27 protein-coding genes, 1 tRNA gene and 1 pseudogene are annotated in these 26,181 nt (G+C 66.4%); 14 read left to right on the top strand and 15 right to left on the bottom strand.

The genetic code is table 11. The features are described 5' to 3' along the window. The first annotated feature begins 75 nt into the window (after positions 1 to 75). Both G0D83_RS12745 and G0D83_RS12740 read left to right on the top strand, forming a co-directional pair. The gene (locus tag G0D83_RS12745) at positions 76 to 636 is read left to right on the top strand and encodes a DUF4202 domain-containing protein (RefSeq protein WP_164194445.1); all 561 of its coding nucleotides are present in this window, start codon (positions 76 to 78) and stop codon (positions 634 to 636) included. 95 nt (positions 637 to 731) lie between these two features. Next, entirely contained in the window at positions 732 to 1,427 is a 696-nt protein-coding gene (locus G0D83_RS12740) for a CbiX/SirB N-terminal domain-containing protein (RefSeq protein WP_164194441.1), read from the top strand. Between the two features lie 78 nt (positions 1,428 to 1,505). Here the strand turns inward: G0D83_RS12740 and G0D83_RS12735 are convergent. The 4 genes from G0D83_RS12735 to G0D83_RS12720 form a co-directional block, all read right to left on the bottom strand. After that, positions 1,506 to 1,582, bottom strand: a tRNA-Arg gene (locus G0D83_RS12735). Positions 1,583 to 1,647: 65 nt separating this feature from the next. Next, positions 1,648 to 3,030: a HAMP domain-containing sensor histidine kinase gene (locus G0D83_RS12730; RefSeq protein WP_164194438.1), complete on the bottom strand. Its 1,383-nt coding sequence runs from the start codon at positions 3,028 to 3,030 to the stop codon at positions 1,648 to 1,650. Positions 3,031 to 3,049: 19 nt separating this feature from the next. After that, positions 3,050 to 4,468, bottom strand: a complete 1,419-nt coding sequence (locus G0D83_RS12725) for an NAD(P)/FAD-dependent oxidoreductase (protein WP_164194434.1) — start codon at positions 4,466 to 4,468, stop codon at positions 3,050 to 3,052. Positions 4,469 to 4,486: 18 nt separating this feature from the next. Further along, a complete protein-coding gene (locus G0D83_RS12720; protein WP_164194430.1) occupies positions 4,487 to 5,227 on the bottom strand; it encodes a TVP38/TMEM64 family protein in 741 nt (246 codons plus the stop codon). A gap of 350 nt (positions 5,228 to 5,577) precedes the next feature. Between G0D83_RS12720 and rpmH the strand changes: the two genes are divergently transcribed. The 4 genes from rpmH (at position 5,578) to ttcA (ending at position 7,340) form a co-directional block, all read left to right on the top strand. Next, positions 5,578 to 5,712 carry a 50S ribosomal protein L34 gene (gene rpmH / locus G0D83_RS12715; protein ID WP_066102660.1) on the top strand — a complete coding sequence of 45 codons (135 nt, stop codon included), beginning with the start codon at positions 5,578 to 5,580 and terminating at the stop codon, positions 5,710 to 5,712. Between the two features lie 133 nt (positions 5,713 to 5,845). Then, on the top strand, positions 5,846 to 6,223 hold the full coding sequence (gene rnpA / locus G0D83_RS12710) for a ribonuclease P protein component (RefSeq protein WP_164194621.1): 378 nt from the start codon (positions 5,846 to 5,848) through the stop codon (positions 6,221 to 6,223). Beyond that, entirely contained in the window at positions 6,220 to 6,441 is a 222-nt protein-coding gene (yidD, locus tag G0D83_RS12705) for a membrane protein insertion efficiency factor YidD (RefSeq protein WP_164194425.1), read from the top strand. The genes rnpA and yidD overlap by 4 nt, the downstream gene beginning before the upstream one ends. Before the next feature lie 8 nt (positions 6,442 to 6,449). After that, positions 6,450 to 7,340: a tRNA 2-thiocytidine(32) synthetase TtcA gene (gene ttcA, locus G0D83_RS12700; RefSeq protein WP_164194421.1), complete on the top strand. Its 891-nt coding sequence runs from the start codon at positions 6,450 to 6,452 to the stop codon at positions 7,338 to 7,340. An 85-nt stretch (positions 7,341 to 7,425) separates the two neighbouring features. Here the strand turns inward: ttcA and G0D83_RS32195 are convergent, their stop codons facing one another. Continuing rightward, positions 7,426 to 7,686 carry a hypothetical protein gene (locus G0D83_RS32195; protein ID WP_235958072.1) on the bottom strand — a complete coding sequence of 87 codons (261 nt, stop codon included), beginning with the start codon at positions 7,684 to 7,686 and terminating at the stop codon, positions 7,426 to 7,428. On the opposite strand from G0D83_RS32195, the pseudogene G0D83_RS32190 reads away from it, so the two are divergent. From G0D83_RS32190 to G0D83_RS12670, 7 genes and pseudogenes are all read left to right on the top strand, one after another. Continuing rightward, a pseudogene (locus G0D83_RS32190) lies at positions 7,657 to 7,956 on the top strand (diguanylate cyclase domain-containing protein); the annotation flags it as partial. The gene G0D83_RS32195 and the pseudogene G0D83_RS32190 overlap by 30 nt on opposite strands. A gap of 95 nt (positions 7,957 to 8,051) precedes the next feature. Further along, positions 8,052 to 8,963 carry an EAL domain-containing protein gene (locus tag G0D83_RS32185; RefSeq protein WP_235958070.1) on the top strand — a complete coding sequence of 304 codons (912 nt, stop codon included), beginning with the start codon at positions 8,052 to 8,054 and terminating at the stop codon, positions 8,961 to 8,963. Positions 8,964 to 9,337: 374 nt separating this feature from the next. Beyond that, a complete protein-coding gene (gene yidC / locus G0D83_RS12690) occupies positions 9,338 to 11,164 on the top strand; it encodes a membrane protein insertase YidC (RefSeq protein ID WP_164194417.1) in 1,827 nt (608 codons plus the stop codon). Then, on the top strand, positions 11,161 to 11,904 hold the full coding sequence (locus G0D83_RS12685) for an MOSC domain-containing protein (RefSeq protein WP_164194414.1): 744 nt from the start codon (positions 11,161 to 11,163) through the stop codon (positions 11,902 to 11,904). The genes yidC and G0D83_RS12685 overlap by 4 nt, the downstream gene beginning before the upstream one ends. Beyond that, positions 11,901 to 12,557: a ribosome biogenesis GTP-binding protein YihA/YsxC gene (yihA, locus tag G0D83_RS12680; RefSeq protein WP_108967167.1), complete on the top strand. Its 657-nt coding sequence runs from the start codon at positions 11,901 to 11,903 to the stop codon at positions 12,555 to 12,557. Before G0D83_RS12685 ends, yihA begins: the two co-directional genes overlap by 4 nt. Before the next feature lie 77 nt (positions 12,558 to 12,634). Beyond that, positions 12,635 to 13,528 carry an acetylglutamate kinase gene (argB, locus tag G0D83_RS12675; protein ID WP_108967169.1) on the top strand — a complete coding sequence of 298 codons (894 nt, stop codon included), beginning with the start codon at positions 12,635 to 12,637 and terminating at the stop codon, positions 13,526 to 13,528. Positions 13,529 to 13,559: 31 nt separating this feature from the next. Further along, positions 13,560 to 14,051 carry a histidine phosphatase family protein gene (locus tag G0D83_RS12670; protein WP_164194410.1) on the top strand — a complete coding sequence of 164 codons (492 nt, stop codon included), beginning with the start codon at positions 13,560 to 13,562 and terminating at the stop codon, positions 14,049 to 14,051. Positions 14,052 to 14,397: 346 nt separating this feature from the next. On the opposite strand, the gene G0D83_RS12665 is transcribed toward G0D83_RS12670, so the two are convergent. From G0D83_RS12665 to G0D83_RS12620, 10 genes are all read right to left on the bottom strand, one after another. Further along, positions 14,398 to 15,186 (bottom strand): amino acid ABC transporter ATP-binding protein, encoded by a 789-nt coding sequence (locus G0D83_RS12665; RefSeq protein ID WP_108967173.1) that lies wholly within the window; start codon positions 15,184 to 15,186, stop codon positions 14,398 to 14,400. Positions 15,187 to 15,197: 11 nt separating this feature from the next. Next, positions 15,198 to 16,514, bottom strand: a complete 1,317-nt coding sequence (locus tag G0D83_RS12660) for an amino acid ABC transporter permease (RefSeq protein ID WP_164194407.1) — start codon at positions 16,512 to 16,514, stop codon at positions 15,198 to 15,200. 1 nt (position 16,515) lies between these two features. Then, positions 16,516 to 17,952, bottom strand: coding sequence for an amino acid ABC transporter permease (locus G0D83_RS12655; protein ID WP_164194404.1), 1,437 nt, complete (start codon positions 17,950 to 17,952; stop codon positions 16,516 to 16,518). Positions 17,953 to 18,109: 157 nt separating this feature from the next. Further along, entirely contained in the window at positions 18,110 to 19,129 is a 1,020-nt protein-coding gene (locus G0D83_RS12650) for an amino acid ABC transporter substrate-binding protein (RefSeq protein ID WP_164194401.1), read from the bottom strand. Positions 19,130 to 19,324: 195 nt separating this feature from the next. Next, on the bottom strand, positions 19,325 to 20,038 hold the full coding sequence (locus G0D83_RS12645; RefSeq protein ID WP_164194396.1) for an ATP12 family chaperone protein: 714 nt from the start codon (positions 20,036 to 20,038) through the stop codon (positions 19,325 to 19,327). Beyond that, positions 20,035 to 20,712, bottom strand: a complete 678-nt coding sequence (locus G0D83_RS12640) for an HAD-IA family hydrolase (RefSeq protein ID WP_164194393.1) — start codon at positions 20,710 to 20,712, stop codon at positions 20,035 to 20,037. The genes G0D83_RS12645 and G0D83_RS12640 overlap by 4 nt, the downstream gene beginning before the upstream one ends. A gap of 13 nt (positions 20,713 to 20,725) precedes the next feature. After that, positions 20,726 to 21,778, bottom strand: coding sequence for an RluA family pseudouridine synthase (locus G0D83_RS12635; protein ID WP_164194389.1), 1,053 nt, complete (start codon positions 21,776 to 21,778; stop codon positions 20,726 to 20,728). Then, the gene (gene crcB / locus G0D83_RS12630; protein ID WP_108967185.1) at positions 21,775 to 22,149 is read right to left on the bottom strand and encodes a fluoride efflux transporter CrcB; all 375 of its coding nucleotides are present in this window, start codon (positions 22,147 to 22,149) and stop codon (positions 21,775 to 21,777) included. Before crcB ends, G0D83_RS12635 begins: the two co-directional genes overlap by 4 nt. A gap of 164 nt (positions 22,150 to 22,313) precedes the next feature. Continuing rightward, complete coding sequence (locus G0D83_RS12625) at positions 22,314 to 23,633, bottom strand: replication-associated recombination protein A (protein WP_164194385.1); 1,320 nt, start codon at positions 23,631 to 23,633, stop codon at positions 22,314 to 22,316. Between the two features lie 11 nt (positions 23,634 to 23,644). Next, entirely contained in the window at positions 23,645 to 25,033 is a 1,389-nt protein-coding gene (locus tag G0D83_RS12620) for a trypsin-like peptidase domain-containing protein (RefSeq protein WP_164194382.1), read from the bottom strand. Between the two features lie 188 nt (positions 25,034 to 25,221). Between G0D83_RS12620 and serB the strand changes: the two genes are divergently transcribed. Next, positions 25,222 to 26,088, top strand: a complete 867-nt coding sequence (gene serB, locus G0D83_RS12615) for a phosphoserine phosphatase SerB (protein ID WP_164194379.1) — start codon at positions 25,222 to 25,224, stop codon at positions 26,086 to 26,088. The last annotated feature ends 93 nt before the right edge of the window (positions 26,089 to 26,181 follow it).

Genomic DNA, 26,181 nt, shown 5'->3' with positions numbered 1-26,181 from the left:
TGCCACCTTGCTTGCAGCAGCCGGACAGGAGATTTCCCCTATGCCCCAGCCCCCTAACCGCGCAGGAGCCCGGACATGAGCGCGCTTGAAGACGTTCTGTCCGAGATCGATTCCGCCAATGCACAGGACCCGAACCGCGAAGAAGGCCAACCCGCCGCGCTGCTCTACGGCGAGCGGATGAGCGCGGAGCTGGCTCGGCTTTTCCCCGAGGCCTCCGAGGTGCTGCAGATCGCCGCGCGCGGCCAGCACGTCGAGCGCTGGCTGCTGCCCCGCGACTCCTACCCGATGGACCGCGCCGGCTACTTTGCCTGGCGCAAGGAGCAAGGCCGCCGCCACGCCGCGCGGCTCGCCGGGATGATGTCCAAGGCGGGTTTTGACACCGAGGCGCAAGAGCGCGTGGGTGTGCTGCTGCGCAAGGAGGGTATCAAGCGCGACGCCGAGGTGCAGGCGCTGGAGGACGTGATCTGCTTCACCTTCCTCAAGTGGTATTTCTCGCCCTTCGCCGAGGGGCGCGACGCCGAGGCGCTGCAGCGCATCGTCGAGAAGACCGCGCTAAAGATGTCGCCTGAGGGCCGCGCGCGGGTGCTGCAGGAGTTCGACCTGCCCGAGCCCTTCGCCGGGGCGTTCCGCGACTGAGCCGGGCAAGGTCCATCGAAAGACCTTGCCAGAGTTTTCGAAAACACTTGCGGTGCTACGTCACGCCGCAGGACAGACTATCGAGACCTGATGACATGACCAGATCCGCCCTCATTGTCGCCCATGGCAGTCCCTCCGATCCCGATCCGCAGGAAGCGGCACTGAAGGATCTCGCGGCGCGCGTCGGTGCTCTGCTGCCCGGTTGGCGCATCGGCGGCGCGACCCTGGCGAAGGAAGGGGCCTTCGACGCGGCGGTAGCCGACCTCGGGGCTCCCTGGATCTACCCCTATTTCATGGCACGCGGCTATTTCACCAAGAAGGTGCTCGCCGAACGTGCAGAGCCTCTGGGCCTGCGGGTGCTGGAGCCCTTCGGCACCGAGCCCGCGCTGGTGACCAGCGCCGCCCATGCGCTGCAGCGCGCGCTTGGCGACAAGGGCTGGCAGGCGGCAGAGACAACTCTGCTGGTCGCCGCGCATGGCAGCAACGTGTCTCGCACCAGTGCCGAGAGCGCGCGCGACTTTGCCGCCGCGTTGGAGGCCGAGATCGGATTCGCCAAAGCGCGCGTCGGCTACGTGGAAGAGCCCCCCTACCTGAATGAGTCGGCCCGCGGACTCGGCCAGGCGATCTGCCTGCCGCAATTCGCGCTCAACGCCGGCCACATGCTGGAAGATGTTCCCGAGGCGCTGGCGGAGGCGGACTTCGCAGGCCCGGTGCTTCCCGCCTTCATCGACTGGCCGGAAATCCCCGAACTGATCGCGCAAAGCCTTGAAACGCAGGCTTCCTCCGCCTGACGTGAGGGGGCGCAAACACAAAAAAGAAGGCCACCGCATCGCGGTGACCTTCTTTTTTTGCCGTCCCCCGGTGGGGAGTGGCGGACCGAGGAGGATTCGAACCCCCGACCCCTTGATTCGTAGTCAAGTACTCTATCCAGCTGAGCTATCGGTCCGTGAGGGCGGGGTTTAGAGTTTGTTCGGAGGATGCGCAAGAGAGATTTCGAAAAAACTTCCCATCTTACCCTAAGTCACCGTTCGGAAGGCGAATTTCGAAGCAGGTGCCGCCCTTGTCGGAGCGCAGCAGCTGCAGTTTCCCGCCGTGATTCCGCACAAGCTCGGCGACAATGGCCAAACCGAGTCCCGCCCCGCCCTTGCGCGCACCGCCCTGGAAGGGCTGGAACAGATGCTCGCGCGCTTTCGGCGGCAGGCCTGGGCCAGTGTCGGTGACCTCGATCACCCAGGCGTCCTCCTCGGCGCGGGCCGAGACGGCAATCTCACCCTCCACCCCCGAGCCGGTGATCGCCTGCCGCGCGTTGCGCACGAGATTCGCGATGGCGCGGTAGATCTGCTCGGGATCGCCGCGAACCTGCATCGAGGCGGGAATGTCCTCCGACAGGCTCACCTCGTGCTCGCCGATCGCCAAGCGCTCGGCCTCGAGCACCTCGTTGACCAGTTCGGCGAGGTTGAACTGGGTGAGCATCGGCGCGGGCTCCTCGGCCTTGCCGAAGGCCAGCGTGGTCTCGCAGAGCGACACGGCGCGGGTGATCGAGCTGACCAGCTTGGGTGCCATGCGCTTCACCGCCGGGTCCTCCGACATCTCGATGCGGTCGGTGAACAGCTGCGCCGAGCTCAGGATGTTGCGCAGGTCGTGGCTGACCCGCGCCACGGCGCCGCCGAGTTGCGCCAGCCGCTCCTTCTGCCGCAGCGACTGCGAAAGCTGGGTCTCGAGCGATTGCAGCGCCTCCTCGGCTTCGCGAATCTCGCGCACGCTGGCGATGGGCTTGATGATCCGCCGCGCGTCCTCGGGATCCTCGGCGTAGCGCTGCATGTGGCCCACCACGCCCTTGATCGGCTTCACCAGCAGCACCCGCACCGCGAGGAAGAGCAGCAGCGCAGTGATCAGCGACAGCAGCGCCGAGACCAGCAGGACACCGAGGCCGAAGTCGATCATCGCGGTGCGCAGCGGGAGGCTGTCCATGGTGACCTCGATCAGCTCGCCGCCGTCGTCCTTGGGATAGCCCAGAACCCGGATCAGCCGCGGCTGGGTATCGACAAGCCGAAGCAGCGCGTCCTTCATCAGGATCAGCGGCCCCGCTTCGCGCAGGTCGTAGGTCTCGTCCACCGAGCCCGGCATCGGCGACGAGAGCGCCAGCTCGCGCCGCTCGTCGCGCTGCAGCACCACGTTGTAGACCCCGGCGTTGTCCAACAGTTCGGCCTCGAGCTCGGGAGCCAGTACATCGTCGGCCAGCAGCGCCAGAGAGGCGATCTGCGCGCGCTCGAGGTGGTCGGTGAGGAAATCCTGCCGGAATCGCGCCACCGAGGGCACGAAAATCAGCACTTCGGCCAGCATCACGAAAACAGTCGTGAGGACAAGAAAGCGGCCTGAGAGCGAGTTGAACATGAAGGGCGGTCTTGAGCTTTCAGGGGAGCAGGCGTTGAACTGTTCGTGTAACAGCCTTGACCGTGCGGTTTTCAAACAATCTGGGTGTGAAATAGGATCCGGCAACCCGTTTGTTAAGCTCCCCCAACGTCGGATAGGGCGCGACCATGCCCGCGATCTGCGCGATCTTCACCTTCGCCGAGATCGCAAGCGCCCATGTGGAGATAAGATCTCCGGCCTGCGCGCCGACAATTGTGGCCCCCACGGGCCGCCCCCTGTGCACCATGACCTTGGCGAGCCCGGCGGTCTCCCGCTCGGCGATGGCGCGGTCGTTGTGCTGCAGCGCCTCGCGCAGCACCTCGAGCTTGTCGCCGTAGCGCTGCCGCGCTTCGACCTCGGTCAGGCCGACATGGGCAAGCTCGGGCCGCGTGTAGGTGGCGCGCGGGATGTGGTGGGTCGAGGCCTTGGCCGGCAGGCCGAAGAGCGCCGAGCGCAGGACGATGCCGGCGTGGTAGCCCGCGAGATGGGTGAACTGCAGCCCGCCCGCCGCGTCGCCGATGGCATAGACCCTGCGATTCGTCGTGCGCAGACCGGCGTCGGCCTTGATGCCCGACTTTGTTGTCTCGATCCCGGCCGCCTCCAGGCCGAGGCCCTCGGTGTTCGACCGGCGCCCCGCTGCCACCAGCAGATGCGAGCCGGTGAGGCTCTTGCCGCTGTCCAGTCGCAACTCTATGGCGCTGCCCTGCTGGCGCGCCGCCGTCACGGTTTCGCCCTCGAGAATCGTCACCCCCTCGCCGCGCAGGTGATCGAGCACGATTGCCGCCATTTCAGAATCCTCGCGCCCGAGCGCCCGGGCCCCCTCGACCACGGTGACCTGCGCCCCGAGGCGGCGGAAGGCCTGCGCCATCTCCATGCCGATGGGGCCGCCGCCGAGAATCAACAGATGCGCGGGCAGCTCTTCCAGCTCCCACAGGGTCTCGTTGGTCAGGTATCGAACGTCAGCCAGCCCCGGGACCGGCGGCACGGCGGGGGCCGAGCCGGTGGCAAGCACGATGCGGCGCGCGATGATGCGGTGGTGCCCTGCCTCGACCTCGCGGTCGGACACGAAGCGCGCCTGCGCACGGATCACCCGCACGCCCAGCCCTTCGAAACGCTCCTGCGAATCCACCGGGGCGATGCGGGTGATCGTCTCCTGCACATGCGCGCGGACGCGAGGCCAGTCGACCCGTGCCGGCGCAAGATCGACGCCGAAGGCCCCCGACACCTCGGCCGCATGGGCCTGCGCCGCGGCGGCGATCAGCGCCTTGGAGGGCACGCAGCCGTAGTTCAGGCAATCCCCGCCCATCTCGCCGCGCTCGACCAGCACCACGCTGGCCCCCATCTGCACCGCGCCCGCGGCGACCGAGAGCCCGCCCGAGCCCGCACCAATGATCAGAAGGTCAGTCTTAATCGTTTCCATCGAACTGGTCCCTTGATCTCAGATACCCTTGCGCCGGCGCCAGGCTCTCAAAACGATGGGCAGCGCCGCCAGCGCGGCAAGCCCCAGCAGCGGGCCGATGACCTGCGGCGCCCAGAGCAGGCTCAGGTCCGGCGTCTCGCCCCGATCGAAGACCGAGCCGACTCCTACCCCGATCGAGGTGAAGACCAGCGCTCCCGGGATGATGCCCAAAGCGGTCGTCCAGGCGAAGTTCCAGAGCTTGACCCCCACCAGCGCGGGCAGCAGGTTCGCCACGAAGAAGGGCACTGCCGGCACCAGCCGCAGCAGCAGAAGCACGCTCACCTCGTTCTGCCGCAGCCCGTCGCGCAGCGCCCGGAGCTTGCCCTCGGACCCGTCGAGCTTGGCCGAAAGCACCCGCCCGAGCCCGGCACGCGCCGCGAGGAAGATGACGACGGCACCAATGCTGGCCGACAGCACGTTCAGCGCTGTGCCCGGGACGAGGCCAAAAAGAAAACCGCCGGTCACCGAGGCGACGGCGGCCCCGGGCAGCGAGAAGGCCACGATGGCGACATAGGCCGCCACGAATCCCCCGGCCACCGCCAGGTAGTTGCTGTCACGCAGCGCCAGCAGCGCCACCCGATTCTCGCGCAGCGTGTCGAAACTGATGTAGTCGCGCAGCGTGAGCGCACCAGTCACCGCCACAATTGCTATGAGCGCCAGCGGCAGGTGCCGCAGGAGCCGCGCACGGGTCGGCGAAGGCGTGGGGTCCTGATCTGTCATCCCCCTAGAATGGCGTGTGGAATCGCCCGCGCACAGCCCTATCACGCGGCCTTGATCACGACCTGCCCCTGCGGGCGATTTTGCGCCCCGAGCGCCGACGGCGCCAAGGCACACCGCGCGCCGCACCGGAATTCTTGCCTTCAGCCCCGGTTAGAGGTTTGACATGGGGGCCACTCCTGCCTATAGCACGGGCCTCGAATGACCCGGCCCGGCGAATCCGCTTAGGGCCTTCTGTGATGTAAGCTCTTGCTGCCAATCCACTGGCGCACCGGGCGGACGCCGCAGGCAGCAATGAGACCATGTAGACAGACCGGCCTCCCCCGAGGCCAGATCAGACGGAGAAGAGCGCGATGAAACGCACCTTTCAGCCTTCGAACCTCGTTCGCAAGCGCCGCCACGGCTTCCGCGCACGGATGGCCACCAAAGCTGGCCGCGCGATTCTGAACGCGCGCCGCGGCCGCGGCCGCAAGAAGCTCAGCGCCTGAGCCGCGCGCTCTGCCCATGGCGGAGCGTGTGCACAAGACACCGGCCAAGGCCGCTTCGGGACAGACCGAGGCGGCCTTTGCGCTTGGCGTGCGTGCGGATGCGGAACTCAGCAACCCCCAAGGCGATGCCCTGATGGGGACGGACACCCCGAAGCTCGAGGTCCTGCGCAAGCGCAGCGATTTCCTCGCGGCGGCGCGTGCCCGGCGACAGCCGGTGCCGTCCTTCCTGTTGCAGGCGCGCTATCGAGATGACGGCTCGGACCTTATCCGCGTGGGCTTCACCTGCTCGAAGAAGGTCGGCAATGCCGTCGCCCGCAACCGCGCCAAGCGCCGGCTGCGCGAGATCGCGCGCCTCGCTCTGCCAGAACTCGGCAAGCCGGGCTGGGATTACGTTCTGATCGGCCGCGCCGGCGCCACCGCCGAGCGCGAATTCACCGCGCTGCAGGGCGAGCTTGTGCAAGCGGTGCGGCAGATTCATGCGCCCCGGAAACCCCGGAAGCCGCAATCGTGAGCCCGCTCGCGCATATTGCCGCCCTGCCCGTCCGCGCCTATCGCCTGATCTTCTCGCCCTGGGTCGGCCATGGCTGCCGCTTTCAACCGACTTGCTCCGCCTACGCGCTGGAAGCGCTTGAAAGGCACGGGGCGGTGAAGGGCTCCTACCTGACGATCCGCCGCATCCTGCGCTGCCACCCGCTCGGCGGGTCCGGCATCGACAATGTCCCCGATTGAGGCCGCCCATGTTCGACGACGACGCCGACGACATCCACCCGCTGTTCTACGGCGCCCCCAAGAGCACCGAGTTCAAGAAGCTGCGCAAGCGCATCGTGCAGAACACGCGCGAGGCCGTCGAGCAATACGGCATGATCGAGCGCCGCGAGGATGGCAGCCTGCCAAAGTGGCTGGTCTGCCTCTCGGGCGGCAAGGACAGCTACACGCTGCTCGCGGTGCTGCACGAGCTGAAGTGGCGCGGCCTGCTGCCCGTGGACATCTTGGCCTGCAACCTTGACCAGGGCCAGCCGGGCTTTCCCGCGACGGTGCTTCCCGAATTCCTCGAGAAGATGGGCGTGCCGCACCGGATCGAGTATCAGGACACCTACTCGATCGTCATGGACAAGGTCCCGCAGGGCCGCACCTATTGCGCGCTCTGCTCGCGCCTGCGCCGCGGCAACCTTTACCGCCTCGCTCGCGAGGAGGGCTGCTCTGCGGTCGTGCTCGGCCACCACCGCGACGACATCCTCGAAACCTTCTTCATGAACCTCTTCCACGGCGGGCGCCTCGCGACCATGCCGCCGAAGCTGGTCAACGAGGAGGGCGACCTCTTCGTCTACCGTCCGCTGGCGCATGTGTCCGAGGCCGATTGCGAGAAATTCGCCCGCGCCATGAACTACCCGATCATCCCCTGCGACCTCTGCGGCTCGCAGGACGGTCTGCAGCGTCAGCAGGTGAAGCAAATCCTCGACGGTTGGGAAAAGAACTCGCCCGGCCGCCGGCAGGTGATGTTCAAGGCGCTGACCAACGTCCGCCCCTCGCACATGATGGATTCCAAGCTCTTCGACTTCGCCGGGCTGATGCGCGACATGACCGCGCGCGCCCCGGATGCCGACGACGGGATTCCCGACCTGCGTTAAGCCTCGCCTCACCCCTTTGCGCTAGATGTGGTCCCGTCTCTGATGACGTAGGGGGCGCATCATGCCGCCGGATCTCGCACATAGGTCATCTTTCCGCCTGGGCGCGGCGCGGGCGCGTCGGGTCCTGCACCGCTGGATGCTCGGGCCGCACATGCTGGCCTTCCTCCCCGCCATCTCTCTCGCCGGTTTCTGGCTCGGCGGGGAAGTCCTGCTGCTGGCACTGGCCCTGACCATTCCGCTGATCTACGGGCTTCTGCTCACCGGCGACTCTGCGGCCGCGCTCGGCTCCGCCCGCGGCGGCGGCGACCTCGTCAGCATGGCCATGGCCCAGGAGCTTGCCGAACACAGCTTCGAGCGCGCCCGCGCCGCGGAAACGCACACCGCCTGCCTACTTTTCGAAGCCGAGGGGCTGGAGGCCATCTCGCGCCGCATGGGCGAGGATGTGGCGGAAACCCTGCGGGCTCTGTTCCTCCACCGCCTGCGCGAGACGCTGCGCCCTGAGGACAGCGCGATGCGCATCGGCGACTCGCGTTTCATGGCGCTGATCGCCCCCGGCCTTCGCCTCGATCTCGAGACCCTGCTCGCCCTCGCCGACCGGCTTCAGCACGCGCTGGAAGAGCCCGCCACCACCGACACGGGCGTGCATTACCTTTCGGTCGCCGTGGGTTTATGCGGCTCCTCGCGGCTGCGCAAGGGCGCCGGGGCTCCGACATGCTCGACTGCGCCCAGGCCGCGCTGCGCGAGGCGATGGACAATGCCCCCTCCGCCATCCGCCCCTGGAGCGAGGGGATGCGCGCCGAGCGCCGCGCGCGCACTGCCCTGCTTTCGGAGGTCGAAACCGCCCTGGCCAAGGGGCAAATCCAGCCCTGGTACCAGCCCCAGCTCTGCACCTCGACCGGCGAGATCAGCGGTGTCGAGGCGCTGGTGCGCTGGCTGCACCCGCAGCATGGCATCGTGCCGCCCGCCCGGTTTCTCGACGCGCTGCAGGAGTCGGGCCGCATGGAACAGCTCAGCGACGCGGTGCTGCACCACAGCCTGACAGCGCTGCGCGGCTGGGATCAGGACGGGCTGCGCATTCCCCGCGTCAGCATCAACTTCTCCGAGGTCGAGCTGCGAAACCCGCGGCTCGTGGACCGGCTGAAATGGGATCTCGACCGCTTCGGCCTGCCCGCGACCCGGCTTGGAGTCGAGGTGCTCGAAACGGTGATCGCCGAGAGCTCTGACGGCATCATCGCGCGCAATATCTCCGCCCTGGCGCGGATCGGCTGCCGCATCGATCTGGACGATTTTGGCACCGGCCACGCCTCGATCGGGGCGCTGCGCCGGGTCACCGTGCACCGGCTGAAAATCGACCGCAGCTTCGTCGCCCGCATCGACCGGAGCGAGGACCAGCGGCGCATGCTCGCGGCGATTCTCGGGCTGGCCGACCGTCTGGGTCTGGAAACCGTGGCCGAGGGCGTCGAAAGCAGCGGCGAACACGCCCTTCTGGCCCAGCTCGGCTGCGACCACGCACAGGGATTCGGAATCGCCCGCCCCATGCCCGCACCGCAGCTCGCCGATTGGGCGCGCGCACACGCGCAGCGCATCGCGGCCGCGCAAAGACTCGGGCGCAGCAACGGCTGACCTGCAGCGCCGCCCCATCTGACCGCCGCCAGGACCCCGGACCCGCCCAGATCGACGTCCACGCGGGCGCCCATGCCGGCCAGACATCTGCCCTGCTCCGCCGAAGTCGTGGAGAGGACATGCTGAATGCGGGTCCCTAGGTCACGCAACCGGAGCGTCCCGGCAAGCCTCTGCCCAGCCGAACTTGGCGGAACGGTCTGCGCTTGGCTTGCTTGATCCAACCTGCCGGCGCCGCCCCACCCCTTCGTAACGCCACGCTCCATGGTCCGAAACGCCGACAAACCCCCTTGCCTGTCATGATTCGGCTTGACCTTTGGGGGTCCGCCCTGTTGAACCCGGCCTTGACTTTCCAAGGACAGGTGGCGGTCTCTCGCATGGACAATCAGAACAAGAATCTGCTCATCGCTACGGCGCTGAGCTTCGTCGTGATCCTCGTCTGGTTCGTGCTCTTCCCGCCACCCGAAGCCACGGTGGACGAGACGGCGCAAACCACCGAGCAGACGCTCGAGACCGCGCCCGGCGTGAGCGCGCCGACGACGGCGACCGACCCGGCGGCGTCCACCACCGCTGGCACCGCGGCCCCGGCCCCCGCGCTCGAGACTGCGCGCGTCGACATCGCCGCACCGAACCTGATCGGCTCCATCGCCCTCACCGGCGGCCGGATCGACGATCTGAAGCTGAGCCAGTACCACGAGACCAACGACGAGAGCTCGCCCATGGTGACGCTGCTCGAGCCCGTGGGCAGCGACAGCCCCTATTACGCCGTCTACGGCTGGGCGCCCGGCAATGGTCTGCAGGTCAGCGACGTGCCCGGCCCGAACACCGAGTGGAGCGTGGAAAGCGGCGAGTCCCTCGATGTGGACAGCCCGGTCACCCTGCGCTGGGAGAGCCCCGCCGGCCTGATCTTCCGCCGCACCTTCACGGTGGACGACAAGTTCATGTTCCGCGTGACCCAATCGGTCGAGAACACCTCGGGCGCCGAGGTCTCGGCCGCGCCCTACGGCATCCTTGCCCGCCACGGCGAACCGAAGGACCTGAAGAACTTCTTCGTTCTGCACGAGGGCGCGATGTCGATGACCGACGGCACCCTCGCCGAGAACAAGTACAAGAAAATCCGCGACTTTGACCCGGCGGCCGAGGCGGGCACCCGCGCCGAGACCTACCAGGTTTCGGAAAACGGCTGGATCGGCTTCACCGAGCATTACTGGGAAACCGTGCTGATCCCCGACAGCGGCACCAGCTACCGCCAGGCGATCAAGTACAACGAAGCCCGCGACATCTACCAGGCAGAGATCGTTCTGCCGACGCAGACCATCGCCCCCGGCGCCACCGCCGAGGTCTCGACCCGCATGTTCTCGGGCGCCAAGGTCTGGGAAGTGATCAATGCCTACCAGGACCAGGGCGTCGACCGCTTCGTCGACAGCATCGACTGGGGTTGGTTCTTCTTCCTCACCAAGCCCATCTTCTGGCTGCTGCACCACCTGCACCAGTGGATCGGCAACATGGGCGTGTCGATCATCGCGCTGACCATCTTCCTCAAGGCGCTGCTCTTCCCGCTGGCCTACAAATCCTACGTCTCCATGGCGAAGATGAAGGAACTGCAGCCGCAGATGGAGGAGCTCAAGAAGAAGGCCGGCGACGACCGCCAGAAGCTGCAGCAAGAGATGATGGCGCTCTACAAGCGCGAGAAGGTCAACCCAGCCTCGGGCTGCCTGCCGATCCTGCTGCAGATTCCGATCTTCTTCTCGCTCTACAAGGTGATCTTTGTCGCGTTCGAGCTGCGGCACGCGCCCTTCTTTGGCCCGTTCCAGGACCTTTCGGCACCTGACCCCACGTCGCTCTACAACCTCTTCGGCCTGCTGCCCTGGGCAGCGCCCGAGGTGGGCAGCACGCTGGCGCTGATCTTCATCGGCATCCTGCCGATCCTGCTCGGCATCTCGATGTTCCTTCAGCAGAAGCTCAACCCGACGCCGACCGATCCGGCGCAGGCGATGATCTTTGCCTGGATGCCCTGGGTGTTCATGTTCATGCTCGGCGGCTTCGCCTCCGGCCTGGTGCTCTACTGGATCACCAACAACACGATCACCTTCACCCAGCAGTACCTGATCATGCGCAGCCACGGGGCCAAGCCTGATGTCTTCGGCAACATCAGGTCGAGCTTCAAGCGCAAGCCCAAGGACGCCAAGTCGGACAGCAAATGATCGGACGGGTCACCCAGATCTGGCGCCACCCGATCAAGGCCCATGGCCGCGAGGCGCTGGACCGGGTGACCCTGCGCGCCCATGAATGCCTGCCCTTCGATAGGGCCTGGGCCGTGGCGCATGAGCTCTCGGACGCGGACGGCTCCGAATGGGTCCGCTGCGGCAACTTCAGCCGGGGCGCCAAGGCGCCCCAGCTCATGGCGATCAGCGCCGAGATGAACGAGGCGGCGGGCACCATCACCCTGCACCACCCGGACCGCCCCGACCTGACCATCGATCCCGACCGCGACGGCGAGACGTTCCTCGATTGGGTCCGCCCGCTGATGCCCGAGGACCGCACGCAATCGGCGCGGCTGATCCGGGCGCAGGCGCGCGGCATGACCGACGCGGCCTTCCCCTCGATCACCCTGTGCAACATGGCCTCGCACCGCGCGGTCGAAGCCCAGATCGGCCAGCCGCTGTCGATTCACCGCTGGCGTGGCAATATCTGGCTGGACGGGCTCGGGCCCTGGGAAGAATTCGACTGGGTCGGGCGCGAGATTCGCATCGGCGGCGCGACCTTGATCGTGCGCGAACGGACCGGCCGCTGCGCCGCCACCACTGCAAACCCCGAGACAGGCCAGCGCGATGCGGATACGCTTGGTGCGCTGCGTCACTGGGGACATACGGATTTCTCGGTGCAGGCCGAAGTGACGACGGGCGGCGAGATCGCCCATGACGACGAGGTGACCCTGCTGTGACGACCCCCCTTCCCTTTCCCATCGCCGAAGAGCCCGATGACGCGACCCGCGAGGCGGCGCGCAAGGCCTTTGCCGGTGACGTTCAATTCCTCAAGGGCGTGGTCGCCATGGACGGGCTGCCGCCCGACGACCGCCCCGAGGTCTGCTTTGCAGGGCGCTCCAATGTCGGCAAGTCAAGCCTGATCAACGCGTTGACCGGACGCAAGGGGATCGCCCGCGCGTCGAATACGCCGGGCCGGACGCAGGAGATCAACTTCTTCACGCTGAACGAGAGCCACTATCTCGTCGACCTTCCGGGCTACGGCTTTGCCAACGCACCCGTCGCGGTGGTCGAGAAATGGCAGCGTCTGCTCAAGCAGTATCTCTCGGGTCGCGTCTCTCTGCGCCGCGCCTTCGTGCTGATCGACGCCCGTCACGGGGTGAAGGCCGTGGACGAAGAGATCATGGACCTTCTCGACAAGTCCGCCGTGACCTTCCAGGCGGTCCTGACCAAGACCGACAAGCTCAAGGCCAATGACCTCGACAAGATCCTGACGCAGGTGCGCGAAAAGCTCTCGAAGCACCCCGCGGCCTATCCCGAGATCGTGCTCACCAGCTCGGAAAAGGGCGACGGCATTCCCACTTTGAGGGCAATCATCGCCGGCCTTTCCTGAATTTCCTCTTCGCAATTCCCGGCGTTGGGACTAGTTCTGCCATCCAGAGCCTTTCCCGCATCGAGGATGCACCCCAGATGAAGAAGCAGACGATGAACCGAGACTGGATCGCCACCGCCCGCACCCTGAACGAAGCCCTGCCCTACCTGCAGCGCTACACGGGCGCGATCGTGGTGGTGAAATTCGGCGGCAATGCCATGGGCGACACCGACGCCATGGCCGAATTTGCCCGGGATATCGTGCTCATGCGTCAGGTCGGCGTGAACCCGGTCGTCGTGCATGGCGGCGGCCCGATGATCAACGACATGCTTGCCAAGCTGAACATCCAGTCCGAGTTCAAGCGCGGCAAACGGGTCACCGATCAGGCCACCGTCGAGGTGGTCGAGATGGTGCTGACCGGCCTCGTGAACAAGCGCATCGTTCAGGCCATCATGGACGAAGGAGGCCGCGCAGTTGGCCTCTCGGGAAAGGACGATGATCTCATCGTCTGCGAGGCGGACGATCCGGAGCTGGGCTTCGTCGGCCGCCCCGTCGAGTGCAACGTGCAGGTGCTGCACGACCTCTTCGCCGCCGGGATCATCCCCGTGGTGGCACCGGTCGCCACCGGCATGGATTACCTCGAGACCTTCAACGTCAACGGCGACACCGCCGCCGGCGCGCTCGCCGCGGCGCTGAAGGCCGATCGCCTGCTGCTGCTGACCGACGTGTCGGGCGTCAAGAACAAGGCCGGCGACGTTGTCACCCAGATGACTCCCGAAGACGTCCGCGCCATGACCGCGGACGGCACCATTGCCGGCGGCATGATCCCCAAGACCGAGACCGCGCTGAAGGCGGTCGAGGAAGGCGTGCGCGCGGTGGTCATCCTCGACGGACGCGTGCCCAACGCCTGCCTGCTCGAGCTTTTCACCGAGCATGGCGCGGGGTCGCTGATCCGCCGTGCCGATCTGGAACCCGCGCGCCCACGCAGCTGAACGGCGGCGCGTGGCCTGAAGGGAGAGGGCTATGAAACGTCTCATCCTCATGCGCCACGCGAAATCCGATTGGTCGGTCGGCATGCCCGATCACGCGCGACCGCTCAACCCGCGCGGGCGCAAGAGCGCCGAGGCGCTCGGGGTCTGGCTCCGGGCGCAGGATATCCTGCCCGATCAGGTGCTCTGCTCGTCAGCCGCGCGCACCCGCGAGACCCTGGACCTGCTGCACCTTGGAGAAGTTGCGACACGGTTCGAGGACCGGCTCTACCTCGCAGAGCCGGCAACGCTGCTGAAGAGCCTGCAGGGCGCGAAGGGCAGTACCGTTCTTATGCTCGCGCACAATCCGGGAATCGGCGATTTCGCGCGGGGACTCGTTGCGCGCGCTCCCGAGCACCCGAGATTCGGCACCTACCCCACCGGGGCCACGCTGGTCGCGGATTTCGAGATAGGAGAGTGGTCGGGCGCGCGCATGGGCGGCGCCCGCTGCCATGCGTTTACCGTGCCGCGCGAATTACTGTCCTGAGAAGCCGCTGACACCGCGATACGCAGAAAAAAGTGACGCCCGCGATCCCCCTCCCAAAGGATCGCGAGCGCCGCTGTGCCGGTCACTAGGCGAAGTCCCTGACGTTACGTGGTCCGGGTCAGCCGCATCGCATCGCACATCCTCCCCTACGGCGATCCGATCTCGGCCGACGCTCGGTCGACCACGTTGCGCAAGTCCCTTCTTGAAAACCGGTACAGATTTCTTTCGGCTCTTGGCCAAAAGCGTCAAAACTGAGACGCTTCGTAACGGACTGTAACACAAATGACAAAAAAACGAGCCCCAATTTAATGGGGCTCGTGACTAAATTTCAGGTTTTTTCTGTGGATTAGTGCCCGAGAATTTGGCTTAGGAAGAGTTTCGTCCGCTCGTGCTGCGGATTATTAAAGAATTCCTCCGGCTCATTCTGCTCCACGATCTGTCCGGCATCCATAAAGATGACCCGATTCGCGACCTGCCGGGCGAATCCCATTTCGTGCGTGACACAGAGCATGGTCATCCCCTCTTCGGCCAGTTCGACCATCGTATCGAGCACTTCCTTGATCATCTCGGGGTCGAGCGCCGATGTGGGCTCGTCAAAGAGCATGATGCGCGGCTTCATGCACAGCGAGCGGGCGATCGCCACGCGCTGCTGCTGGCCGCCCGACAGCTGGCCGGGGTACTTGTTGGCCTGCTCGGGGATCTTCACCTTCTCGAGGAAATGCATCGCGGTCTCTTCCGCCTGCTTCTTGGGAATCTTGCGAACCCAGATTGGCGCGAGCGTGCAATTCTCGAGGATTGTCAGGTGCGGGAAGAGGTTGAAGTGCTGGAAGCACATGCCGACCTCGGAGCGGATCTTGTCGATATTCTTCAGATCCGAGCTCAGCTCGATGCCGTCGACAACGATGCTGCCCGACTGGTGCTCCTCCAGGCGGTTGATGCAGCGGATCATCGTCGACTTGCCCGACCCCGAAGGCCCGGCGATGACGATCCGCTCGCCGCGATAGACAGTCAGATCGATGTCGCGGAGCACGTGGAAGGTCCCGTACCACTTGTTCATGTTCGTGATCTGGATGGCCACCTCGTCGGAGACCTTCATCTGGCTGCGATCGACTTCGCGTGTTGCAAGTTCAGACATAAAAGGTCTCCTTAGCGGTGCTCTCTACGGAGCTTTTTCTCGAGGAAGAGCGAATAGCGGCCCATGCTGAAGCAGAAGATGAAGAAGCACAGGCCGATAAAGACGAAGAGTTCCCAGTAAACGCCATTCCAATCGGTGCTTGCCCGGATCGAGCTGGACAGGCCAATGGGATCGAGAAGGCCGATGAAAACGACCAGCGTCGTATCCTTGAACAGGCCGATGAAGGTGTTCACGATCCCCGGGATCGAAATCTTCAGCGCCTGCGGGAGGATGATCAGCCGCATCGACTTCCAGTAGTCCAGCCCCAGCGCGTCGGCGGCCTCGTATTGGCCCTTTGGCAGGGCGGCAAGACCGCCCCTTACCACCTCGGCGATATAGGCCGCCGAGAAGAGGGTCACCATGATGATGACGCGCAGCATCAGGTCGAAGTTGGTGCCCGGCGGCAGGAAGTAGTTCAGCAGCAGGGACGCGGTGAACAGCCAGACGATCAGCGGCACGCCGCGGATGATCTCGATGAAGGCAACCGAGAACTTGTTGATGATGAACATGTCCGACTGCCGCCCCAGCGCCAGGAGGATACCCAGCGGCAGCGACAGGACGATGCCCGACACGCCGATGATCGTGGCCAGAAGGAAGCCGCCCATCTTCTGGGTCGCCACGGGCTGCAACGCCAGCGGCACAACCGAGGCCAGCGCGTCGGCGAGCGGGCCGCAGACGAACAGCCAGTAGAGCACCGGTACGACGATCGCCAGGATGACCGACAGCAGCGCGCCGATCTTCGGCGCGGCATAGGTCATGATCGCCCAGCTGATGACGAAGCCGAGGACCGCCGCGATCGGCCCCCAGAGCGAGCCACCCCAGATCAGCCAGAAGAGCAAGAAAGGCGCGAGTGCCGTAACCCAGAGCATCTTGCGCGGCACCGAGCTGAACAGCACCGGGGCGACCGCGGCAAGAAAGAGGAGGAAGGCCAGGATCGGGCGCCAGTAGAGCTCCTTGGGGAAGAAGCCGAAGACAAGCTGCGGCCAGCGCTCTGCCAGCACCGCCCAGCAGGCAACCGAGGCATCGGCGCCATAGCGCTCTGCCGCCAGCGCGCGGCACTCGGACAAGTTGGAGGCATCCCAGATGCCCCGCAGCGCCCAGGGCAGAAGGTGGCTCAGGGCGGCATAGATCACCCAGAGCGAGAGCAGGGTGAGCAGGATGTTCAGCCAGCTCGAGAAGAGGTTCTCGCGGATCCACTTCACCGCACCGATCTGGGTAAGCGGTGGATCCTGCTGGTCCAGCATGGTGTCGCGGACAAAGGGGACCGTCTGTGCGTGGGTATCGCTCATGTCACCGCTCCTTCAGCTTCACAGAGGAGTTGTAGACGTTCATCACGCCCGAGATCAGCAGGCTCAGCACCAGATAGAACAGGCCCAGCAGCAGCATGCCCTCGAGCTCGCGGCCGGTCTGGTTGATGGTGATGCCCCCGAGGGTCGAGCGCACGTCCATGTAGCCCACCGCGATGGCGAGCGAGCTGTTCTTGGTGAGGTTGAGGAACTGCGAGATCAGCGGCGGGATGATCACCCGCAGCGCCTGCGGCAGGATCACCAGGTTCATCGTCGTGCCCGGACGCAGGCCCAATGCGTAGGCTGCCTCGGTCTGGCCATTGGAGATCGCGAGGATACCGCCGCGCACGATCTCGGCGATGAAGGCGCCGGTATAGAGCGACAGGGCCAGCCACAGGGCGATCAGCGAGTTGCGCAGGTGCACGCCGCCGTCGAAGTTGAAGCCCCCCAGCTCGGGCTTGTCGAGCGAGGCGCCAAGCCCCACTAGGACCACGATAAGCGGTACCAGGATCGCGGCAATCTGCAGCGGCAGGGTCATCGGTCGCTTGCCCGTGGCCTCTTGGATGCGCGCAGCGCGCTTGCCGAGGAATTTTGCGCCGATCCCGCCCGCGATGAGCACCGCGATGATCAGCAGCCAGTCCCAGAAGGAAGAGGTCGGGATGACCTCGCCGACTTCAGCGCCGCCTGCGGCGCCATCCCCCGAGGCGCTGCCCGAGCCGGCTGCGGTGTCATTTTGACCGGTCTGTACGCCTGCCCCGCCGGTGGCGATGCGGCTCGCGCCGTAGGTGCCGGCCATGTTGGTGCCGGGCGTTGCGGCCGCGGCGGGCGCCTCTGGCTCGGGGGCGGCGATCTCGTTGCCCCCCAGCGAGCGGCTGAACACCACGTTGGGAATGTAGACGCCGCGATTGGTGATCGCCACGCTCTCACCCAGCAGCATCGAGGAGCCGTCCTCGCCGCGGAAGTCCCGCGGGGACGGCATGGATTCGGTCATCAGCGCGAAGATCAGCACGATCCACAGCAGCAGCGGCACGTTCCGGAAGCCCTCGACGTAGACCGCGGTCAGCCGCGAGACGACCCAGTTGTTGGACAGGCGCAGCACGCCCGCGATCACGCCCAGCACCGTGGCAAGGGCACAGCCCAGGACAGCCACGAGCAGCGTGTTGAGGATGCCCACCAGCGCCGCCCGACCGTGGGTCATCTGGTTGTTGTAGTCGATGAGCTGCTGGTTGATGTCATAGCCTGCGGGCTGCGACAGGAATCCGAAGTTGAAGTCCTTGCCCAGTGCCTCGAGGTTATGGATCGTGTTGGAAATCAGCCACGACAGCAGCAGCCCTATCAGGACCATCGCGACGACCTGGATGGTCATCGAGCGGTAGCGCGTGTCGAAAATAAGCTGACTCAGCCGGAAGCCACGCTCCGGCGGATCCGAGATGGTCGCCATTTAGTTCTCCCCGGACGCTTCCGTCACCGAAGGATACCGCGGTGGTTGCTCCACCGTCTGTCCTGCCGGAAGCGCGCTTTCGTATTATGAAGGCGAAATCGTCTTGATAGGTGGAAAGGGGCGCAGGTTGTCCCTGCGCCCCTCGCCGAATCCGGTATTAGCGGAAGGGCGGGCTGTAGAGCAGGCCGCCTTCGGTCCACTGCGCGTTCAGGCCGCGCGACAGGCCGATCGGGGTGGCTTCGCCGATGTTCTTCTCGAAGATCTCGCCGTAGTTGCCGCCGGCCATGATGGCACGCTGGGCCCATTCGGCGTCGAGGCCGAGCATCGCGCCCAGTTCACCCTCGGTGCCGAGCAGACGGTTGATCTCGGGGTTGTTCGTCGGTGCCGAGGACAGTTCCGCGATGTTGGCCGAGGTCACGCCGTATTCTTCGGCCGCGATCAGCGCGTTGAGAGTCCAGCGGGCGATGTCGCCCCACTCGCTGTCGCCGTGGCGAACGAGCGGACCGAGCGGCTCTTTCGAGATGATTTCCGGCAGGATCACGTGATCCGACGGGTTCTCGAAAGTGGCGCGGGTGGCGGCGAGGCCCGAAGCATCGGTGGTGTAGACGTCACAGGCGCCGGCAAGGTACTGCTGCTGCGCTTCGGCGTTGGTCTCGATCGGAACCGGCTCGTAGCTGATGTTGTTGGCGCGGAAGAAGTCCGCGAGGTTCAGCTCGGTGGTGGTGCCGGTCTGGATGCAGACGGTGGCGCCATCGAGTTCCTTGGCCGAGGCCACACCCAGCGACTTCGGAGCGATGAAGCCCTGGCCGTCGTAGTAGTTCACGCCGATGAATTCGAACTTCAGGTCGACGTCGCGCGAGAAGGTCCAGGTGGTGTTGCGGGCCAGCACGTCGATCTCGCCGGACGCCAGCGCGGTAAAGCGGGTCTGACCGGTGGTCTGCGTGAAGGCAACCTTCATCGGATCGCCAAGGACCGCTGCGGCGAGCGCACGGCAATATGCCACGTCAAAGCCCTGCCACACGTTGTTTGCATCGGGCGCCGAGAAACCGGCGAGGCCCGTGGACACACCGCACTTCAGCTCCCCCCGCGCTTTCACGTCGTCCAGGGTCGCGGCGCCGGCTGCACCGGCCGCGAGTGCGGCGACGGTCAGAGCGCCGAGAGTTACGGTCTTTTTCATGTTAACCTCTTCCTGTTGTCCGGCCCTCTTGAGCCGGTTCCTTGATCCTTGCTGGATCGGCTTATTAGCCAGGGGCTCCCTCCCTGTGCTGAGGGGAGTTTGGGAGGAAAGTTTTGGCTAGGTCAAGCCGCTCCGGCGCGAAAAGGGCATGCAAATGCCCGGATCTTACGCAAGGATCCCTTGAGAGGTTTGAGATTAGGCAGCTTGGCAGAGGGCAAAAAACCGGTGCGCGTGCAGGAATGCCAGGCGTTTGATTTCCGCCGCTTGCTGCGCTTCCTCGTCCTCTCCCCAAAGCTCTTCCTGGAAGGTTTCGTCGAGACGCGACAGTGCCCAGAGTTCCTCGGCATCGTGCTCGCTTCGAGTGGCGGCAAAACCAAGCACCAGCGAGCCGGTCAGCGCAACGAGGTCGTGGAAAGCTGCCAGCTCGAACGGGCTGAACGCGTGGGTGCGCTCCGCAAGACGGCGCAGCGCCGCCTCGGGCTGCGCGGCATGCATGATCCCGGCACGCGGCTCGAGCCGCGCTCCCATCTCGCGCGCCGCCCAGTCGAGCAGCGGATCCCAGCGTTCGGCCTGCCGCGCGACCAGTTCCGCCGGGCTCTCGGCGCGGTAGCACAGCAGATCGCTGTCGCCGTATTCCGCCAGCATGTCGGCCACTTCGGGGTGCTGCGGCGCGACCTTGTCGATGGCGCTGTTGGCGGTGCGGGTAAAGGGCATGGTGCGCGGGTCGATCTTTTCGTCCTGCGCGCGCCATTCCTCGGCCATGGCCTCGGCGATCCCACGGCTCGGCACCACCAGCGGCGCCTTGCCCGGCGTGCGCAGCGGGCGACCGTCGAGATGCACGATGAAGCCGCCCTCGGCCGTTTCGACCGTGGCGTCCTTGTAGAAGCGGCGGGGGGCCCATTCGCTCATGCGGCTTGGCTCCAGAGTTGGTCCAGCAGCGCCGGAAGCGCGCGGATGTCGTCGATGATGGTGCGCGCGGACGCAAGCCGCGCGCGGTCGTGATAGCCCCAGCTGACACCGATCCCGTGGACCCCGGCGTCGCGCGCCATGTCCATGTCGAAGCTGGTGTCGCCCAGCATCACCGCCTGATGCGGCGCGACGCCGGCCTCGGCCAGTGCCGCCTCGATCATCGCGGGATGCGGCTTCGAGGGATGATCGTCGGCGCATTGCTGGGTGACGAAGAGGCGGCGGATGCCATGCGCGTCGACCAGCCGGTCGAGCCCGCGGCGCGACTTGCCGGTGGCGATGCCGAGCAGCCACTCGGGTCGGGCGTGCAGCGCGTCCAGCACCTCGCGGACGTGCGGGTAGAGCGGCGAGCTGGCCTCGGTGCCATTCTCGGTTCGCAGGCGCATGTAGGAGGCTTTGTAGCCCTCGACCATGGCCTCGAGGGTGGCGGCATCGACGCCCGGTGCGAGCCGCGCCACGGCCAGAGGCAGCGACAGCCCCACGATGCCGAGGATCTCCTCGCGGCTCGGAGCCTCCATGCCGACCTGGGCAAAGGCCCCGCGCATCGACGCGAGAATATCCGCCTGGCTGTCGACCAACGTGCCGTCGACGTCGAAGATGATCAGCTTCAGATCCATGGCACCCGCCCCCTCAGTGCAGCTCTTCGAAGGGATCGTCCGCGGCGAGTTCTTCGGTCCAGCCGAAGGTCTCCCAGCTTTGTGCCATGTGGTCTGGCAGCGGCGCGGTGACGGTCATCGGTTTCTTGGTGACCGGATGCAGGAAGGTCATCGAGCGCGCGTGCAGGTGCAGCTTCTTCGAGATGATGCCGCCGAGCTGCGCGCCCCAGCCGTCGCCAAGGTTCTCCTGCCCCGAGCCGCCGTATTTGCCGTCGCCGATGATCGGATGTCCGATCTCGGCCATATGCGCGCGCAGCTGGTGCGTGCGGCCCGTCACGGGCTCCATCGCCACCCAGCTCGCCCGCCCGGCAACCCGGTAGAGCGTGGCATAAAGCGTATGCGCGCGCTTGGCGCCGGGGGTGCTGTCGATGTCGCGCGGGTGGATCGCGCGCATCTTCTCGCCCTCGCCCAAGGCGCCATGGCCGCCGGCCTTCACCAGCCCGTACTTGATCTCGCCGAGGTAGGGCGTCGGCACACCGGCCACCAGCCCCCAATAGATCTTGCGGGTTTCCTTGTGGCGGATCGCGGCGGTAAGCGCCTGCGCCATCTCGCGGGTGCGCGCAAGCAGCAGCACGCCCGAGGTGTCCTTGTCGAGCCGGTGGACCAGCCGCGGCTTCTCGTCGCTGCCGAACTTCAGCGCCTCCGACAGCCCGTCGACGTGGCGGGTCTGCTTGGAGCCGCCCTGCGTCGGCATGCCCGGCGGCTTGTTGAGCGCGATGATGTGATCGTCCTTCCACAGCACGCAGGACTGGATCAGCTTGGTGTCTGCATCCGAGACCTTGGACTTCGGCGTCGCTGCGAGTTTGGCCATCTCCTCGGGCTCCGGCAGCGGCGGAATGCGCACCTGGTTGCCCACCGCGAGGCGCGTCGAGGCTTTCACCCGACCGCCATCAACCCGGATCTCGCCCTTGCGGCACATCTTTTCAATGCGGCCCTGCGGGACGTGCGGGAAATGCCGCTTCATCCAGCGGTCGAGGCGCTGATCGCCGTCGCCCGGCCCCACGGTGACTGTCTGAACGCGGCTCATGCGAAGAAACTCCGAGTGACCAGCAGCCCCGCGAAGAGTGCTGCCAGCGAGACGGCCACCGAGGCCGCCACGTAAAGGCCCGCCTGCGCGACATCCCCGCGCTCGTAGAGCGTGGCGAAGTCCAGAGAGAAGGCCGAGAAGGTTGTGAACCCGCCCAGCACGCCGGTCATCAGGAACGGCGCGAAGCGGTTGGAGGTATTGGCGAGGATCACCACGAGGGCCCCCATGGCAAAGGAGCCGAGGATGTTCACCGTCAGCGTCCCCCACGGGAATCCCCTTCCGAGCAGCCGCGTCATGGCGAGGCCGGTCAGATAGCGCCCGCTGGCGCCAAGCGCTCCCCCGAGCGCAACTTGTAAGACCGTGAGGATCATCCGCGGGACATGTGCGAGGGGGCGCGGAATGTCAAGATTTTCGGGGGTTCGGAGCCAATGCTGCGGCGCATGGCCGCCATGTGCGCGCGTCCGGCACGCGCCGCGCCGAGAGAGCGCTCTGGCCACGCCGCGACTGCCCCGGGATATTTCCGCCTAGGAGAAGCTCAAGGAGACCGCTCCCTCCGCAGCTTGGTAAAATACTCCAGGCGCTTCTTCAGGTCGCGCTCGAAGCCGCGCTCGACCGGGGTGTAATAGCTGTCCCTGCCGATCTCCTCGGGGAAGTAGTCCTGGCCGGAAAAGCCGTCCTCGGCATCGTGGTCATAGGCGTAGCCGCTGCCGTAGCCCTGTTCCTTCATCAGCTTTGTCGGGGCGTTGAGGATGTGCTTGGGCGGCGGCAGCGAGCCGGTCTTCTTCGCAGCGGCGCGAGCGGCCTTGTAGGCCACGTAGGTGGCGTTCGATTTCGGCGCCAGCGCGAGGTAGACCAGCGCCTGCGCCAGCGCCAGCTCGCCCTCGGGAGAGCCGAGCCGCTCGTAGGTCTGCCAGGCCTGCAGGCAGATCGCCTGCGCCTGCGGATCGGCAAGGCCGATGTCCTCGACCGACATGCGGGTGATGCGCCGAGCGAGGAAGCGCGGGTCCTCCCCGGCCTCGAGCATACGGGCGAACCAGTAGAGCGTGGCATCGGGGTCCGAGCCGCGCACAGATTTGTGCAGCGCCGAGATCAGGTTGTAATGCCCGTCGCCGGACTTGTCGTATTGCGCGGCGCGGCGCATGAGCCGGGTCGAAAGCGCGTCGGTGGAGAGCACGCCCTCGACAGTCCAGGCCGCGATCTGCTCGATCAAGTTGAGCAGCGCGCGACCGTCGCCGTCAGCCATTTCCACCAGCGCCGCGCGGGCGGCCCCGTCAAGCGGCAGGGGGCGGCCCAACTCCTGCTCGGCGCGCTGTGCGAGACGCTCGAGATCGTCTCGCGAGAGTCGCTCCAGCACCAGAACCTGCGCGCGCGACAGCAGCGCCGCGTTGAGCTCGAAGCTGGGGTTCTCGGTGGTGGCGCCGACAAGGAGGATCGTGCCGTCCTCCATATGCGGCAGAAAACCGTCCTGCTGCGCCTTGTTGAACCGGTGGATCTCGTCGACGAAGAGCAGCGTGCCCTGGCCGTTGCGGTGGCGGATACGGGCGGCCTCGAAGACCTTCCTCAGCTCGGGCACGCCGGTGAAGATGGCGCTGATCTGGACGAAATGCAGGTCAGTGGCATCCGCCAGCAGCCGCGCGATCGTGGTCTTGCCGACTCCGGGCGGACCCCAGAAAATCAGGCTCGAGAGCGCGCCCGAGGCGAGCATGATGCCGAGAGGCGCCTCGGGACCAAGCACATGGGCTTGGCCGATCACCTCGCCGAGCGCCGTCGGACGCAGCCGATCCGCCAGCGGGCGGGGACCGCTCCGCTCGGGCTCGGGGCGACTGCCCGGGGGGTCGTCGAAGAGATCGGCCACGCGCGGTGCCCTCAGACGCGGAAGCGCAGCGAGATGCGGCCATTGCCGCGCTGCGCATCAATCTGGACGCGCGGGGCGGCGCTCTTCAGCAGCCCGTCAACGTCGCCCGGCAGCTCGATGCCGTGGCCGTTGACCGCGCGCAGTAGGTCCCCCCGCTGCAGCCCGATCCGGGCGCCCCAGGGGCCGGGATCGACGACCACCACGCCCTCACCGCCCGACAGAGGCAGGCCGAGTTCGGTCTGCACCGCCGGGTTCACACGCGCCAGCGTGAGGCCGGGCAGCACCGCGCGCTCGTCCAGCGTCACGCGCTGCTGCGGCGGATCGTCGGGGGCCGCGATCATCGCGACCTTGGCCTGCTGCTGCGTACCGTCGTGCAGATAGGTGACCTCTGCCTTGTGGCCGAGCCCGGTGACCGACATGCGGTACAGCATCTCGGCGGGGGTGTTCACCCCCTGCCCGTCCACCGCCAGCACCACATCGCCAACGTCCATCCCGGCCTGCGCGAAGGGGCTGGCCTCGTGGAGCTCAGAGACCAGCACGCCGCCGGGCAGCCCCATGCCGAGGCTCTGCGAGAGGTCTGCGTCGACGCTCTGCCCGCTCATTCCCGCCCAAGGCCGCTCGAAGGACGTCTTGCCCGCCTCGGCCTGCTCGACGAACTGCTTCACCAGCGCCGAGGGGATGGCGAAGCCGATGCCGTTGGAGCCGCCCGAGCGGGTGAGGATCGAGGTGTTCACGCCAATGAGCTGGCCCTTCACGTCGATCAGCGCACCGCCGGAGTTGCCCGGGTTGATCGGCGCGTCGGTCTGGATGAAATAGCCGCGGGCATTGCCGGTCGCGGTGCCCGAGCGGGCGAGCCCCGAGACGATCCCCGAGCTCACGGTCTGCCCCACGCCGAAGGGGTTGCCGATCGCCAGCGCCAGCTCGCCCACCTCGACGGTGTCGCTGTCGCGCAGCGGCAGGAACGGCATGCCCTTGGCGCCGTCGAGCTTGAGGATGGCGAGATCGGCCTCCTCGTCCGCCAAGAGCACCTCGGCGTCGTATTCGGCACCATTGTTGAGCACCACGCGAATGTCGGTGGCCTGGCCGACCACGTGGTAGTTCGACACGACGATGCCGTCTTCGGACAGGATCACCCCCGAGCCGAGCGAGTTCTGTACCCGCGGGCGGCCGCGGAAGTCTTGGAAAAGGTTCCCGAAAAGAGGATCTCCTGCAAACGGACTGTGGGCCTCGACCACGCGGCTGGCGTAGATGTTCACCACCGCGGGGGTGGCCTGTTTCACCAGTGGTACGAACGAGAGGGAAATCTCCGCCTGGCTCTGCGGAACCTGGCTCTCGGCGAGGGCCGGGGCTGCGGTGACGGCGATGGCAAATGCGGGAATGATCAGGATGTTTCGGAGCATTGTGCGGTCCTCCAGTGCCCTTGGATATGTCGGGGCAAGGGCGCGATTGCAAGTCACGGGCCAGTGCGCTTCGCGTGCGCATTTCGTGCACATCTCACGCACATGCCGCCGCCCTCCCCGCCGCGGAGGCTGGAAAAGCCCCGCGCGCCGTGCCAGAAGCCGCCGCGTCAGACATTGGAGTGCTCCTCATGCAGATCGTCTCGCTCATCGCCCGCCCCGGCACATTGGATACCGCGCTGGTCGAGAGCCTGCGCAACGCCTTCGGCGGCGGTCCGGTCACCGTGCTCTCGGACGGTGAGGCGGCGGAATTCCCGGTCGAGTCAATGCCCGGCAATTTCGAGGAGGTGCGCAGCTCGCTTACCGCGCAAGCCGACGTCAACATCGTGGCCGCCGAGGGGCGCCGCAAGAAGATGCTGCTGGCGGACATGGACAGCACGATGATCCAGCAGGAATGCATCGACGAGCTGGCCGAGGAAGCCGGGGTCGGCGCGCATGTGAAAGAGATCACCGCCCGCGCGATGAACGGCGAGCTCGACTTCGAGGGCGCGCTGACCGAGCGCGTTGCGCTGCTTAAGGGCCTGCCTGAGAGTGTGATCGGCAAGGTGCTCGAGACCCGCATCACGCTGATGCCGGGCGGGCCCGAGCTGGTCGCGACGATGAAGGCGAATGGCGCCTATGCCGCGCTGGTATCGGGCGGCTTCACCGCCTTCACCGCGCGCGTTGCCGAGAGGATCGGCTTCGACGAGAACCGCGCCAACACGCTGCTGGTGCAAGACGGCAAGCTGACCGGCGTGCCGGCGCAGCCGATCCTGGGGCGCGAGGCCAAGGTGCAGGCGCTGGAGGAGATCAGCGCGCGGCTCGGCATCTCCGAGGCAGACGTGCTGGCGGTGGGCGACGGGGCGAATGACCTGGGCATGCTCGGCCGTGCCGGCTTTGGCGTCGCCTTGCATGCAAAACCCTCGGTTCAGGCGGAGTGCGACCTGCGGGTGAACCTCGGCGATCTGACGGCGCTGCTGTTCCTGCAGGGCTATGCCCGCAGCGATTTCGAGGGCTGAACGGACGGCGATTGGGGAAGGAGCAAGGGGGGATCAGACCCTCTTGGCCTTCGGTCAACTCACCCCGGCGCGATTGCAAAGAGAAGAAGGGGC

This window comes from Salipiger sp. PrR003 (assembly GCF_010500785.1).
GTDB lineage: Bacteria > Pseudomonadota > Alphaproteobacteria > Rhodobacterales > Rhodobacteraceae > Salipiger > Salipiger pacificus_A.
The sequence above is the reverse complement of the archived record's forward strand: the minus strand, read 5'-3'. Positions and strand labels throughout refer to the sequence as shown.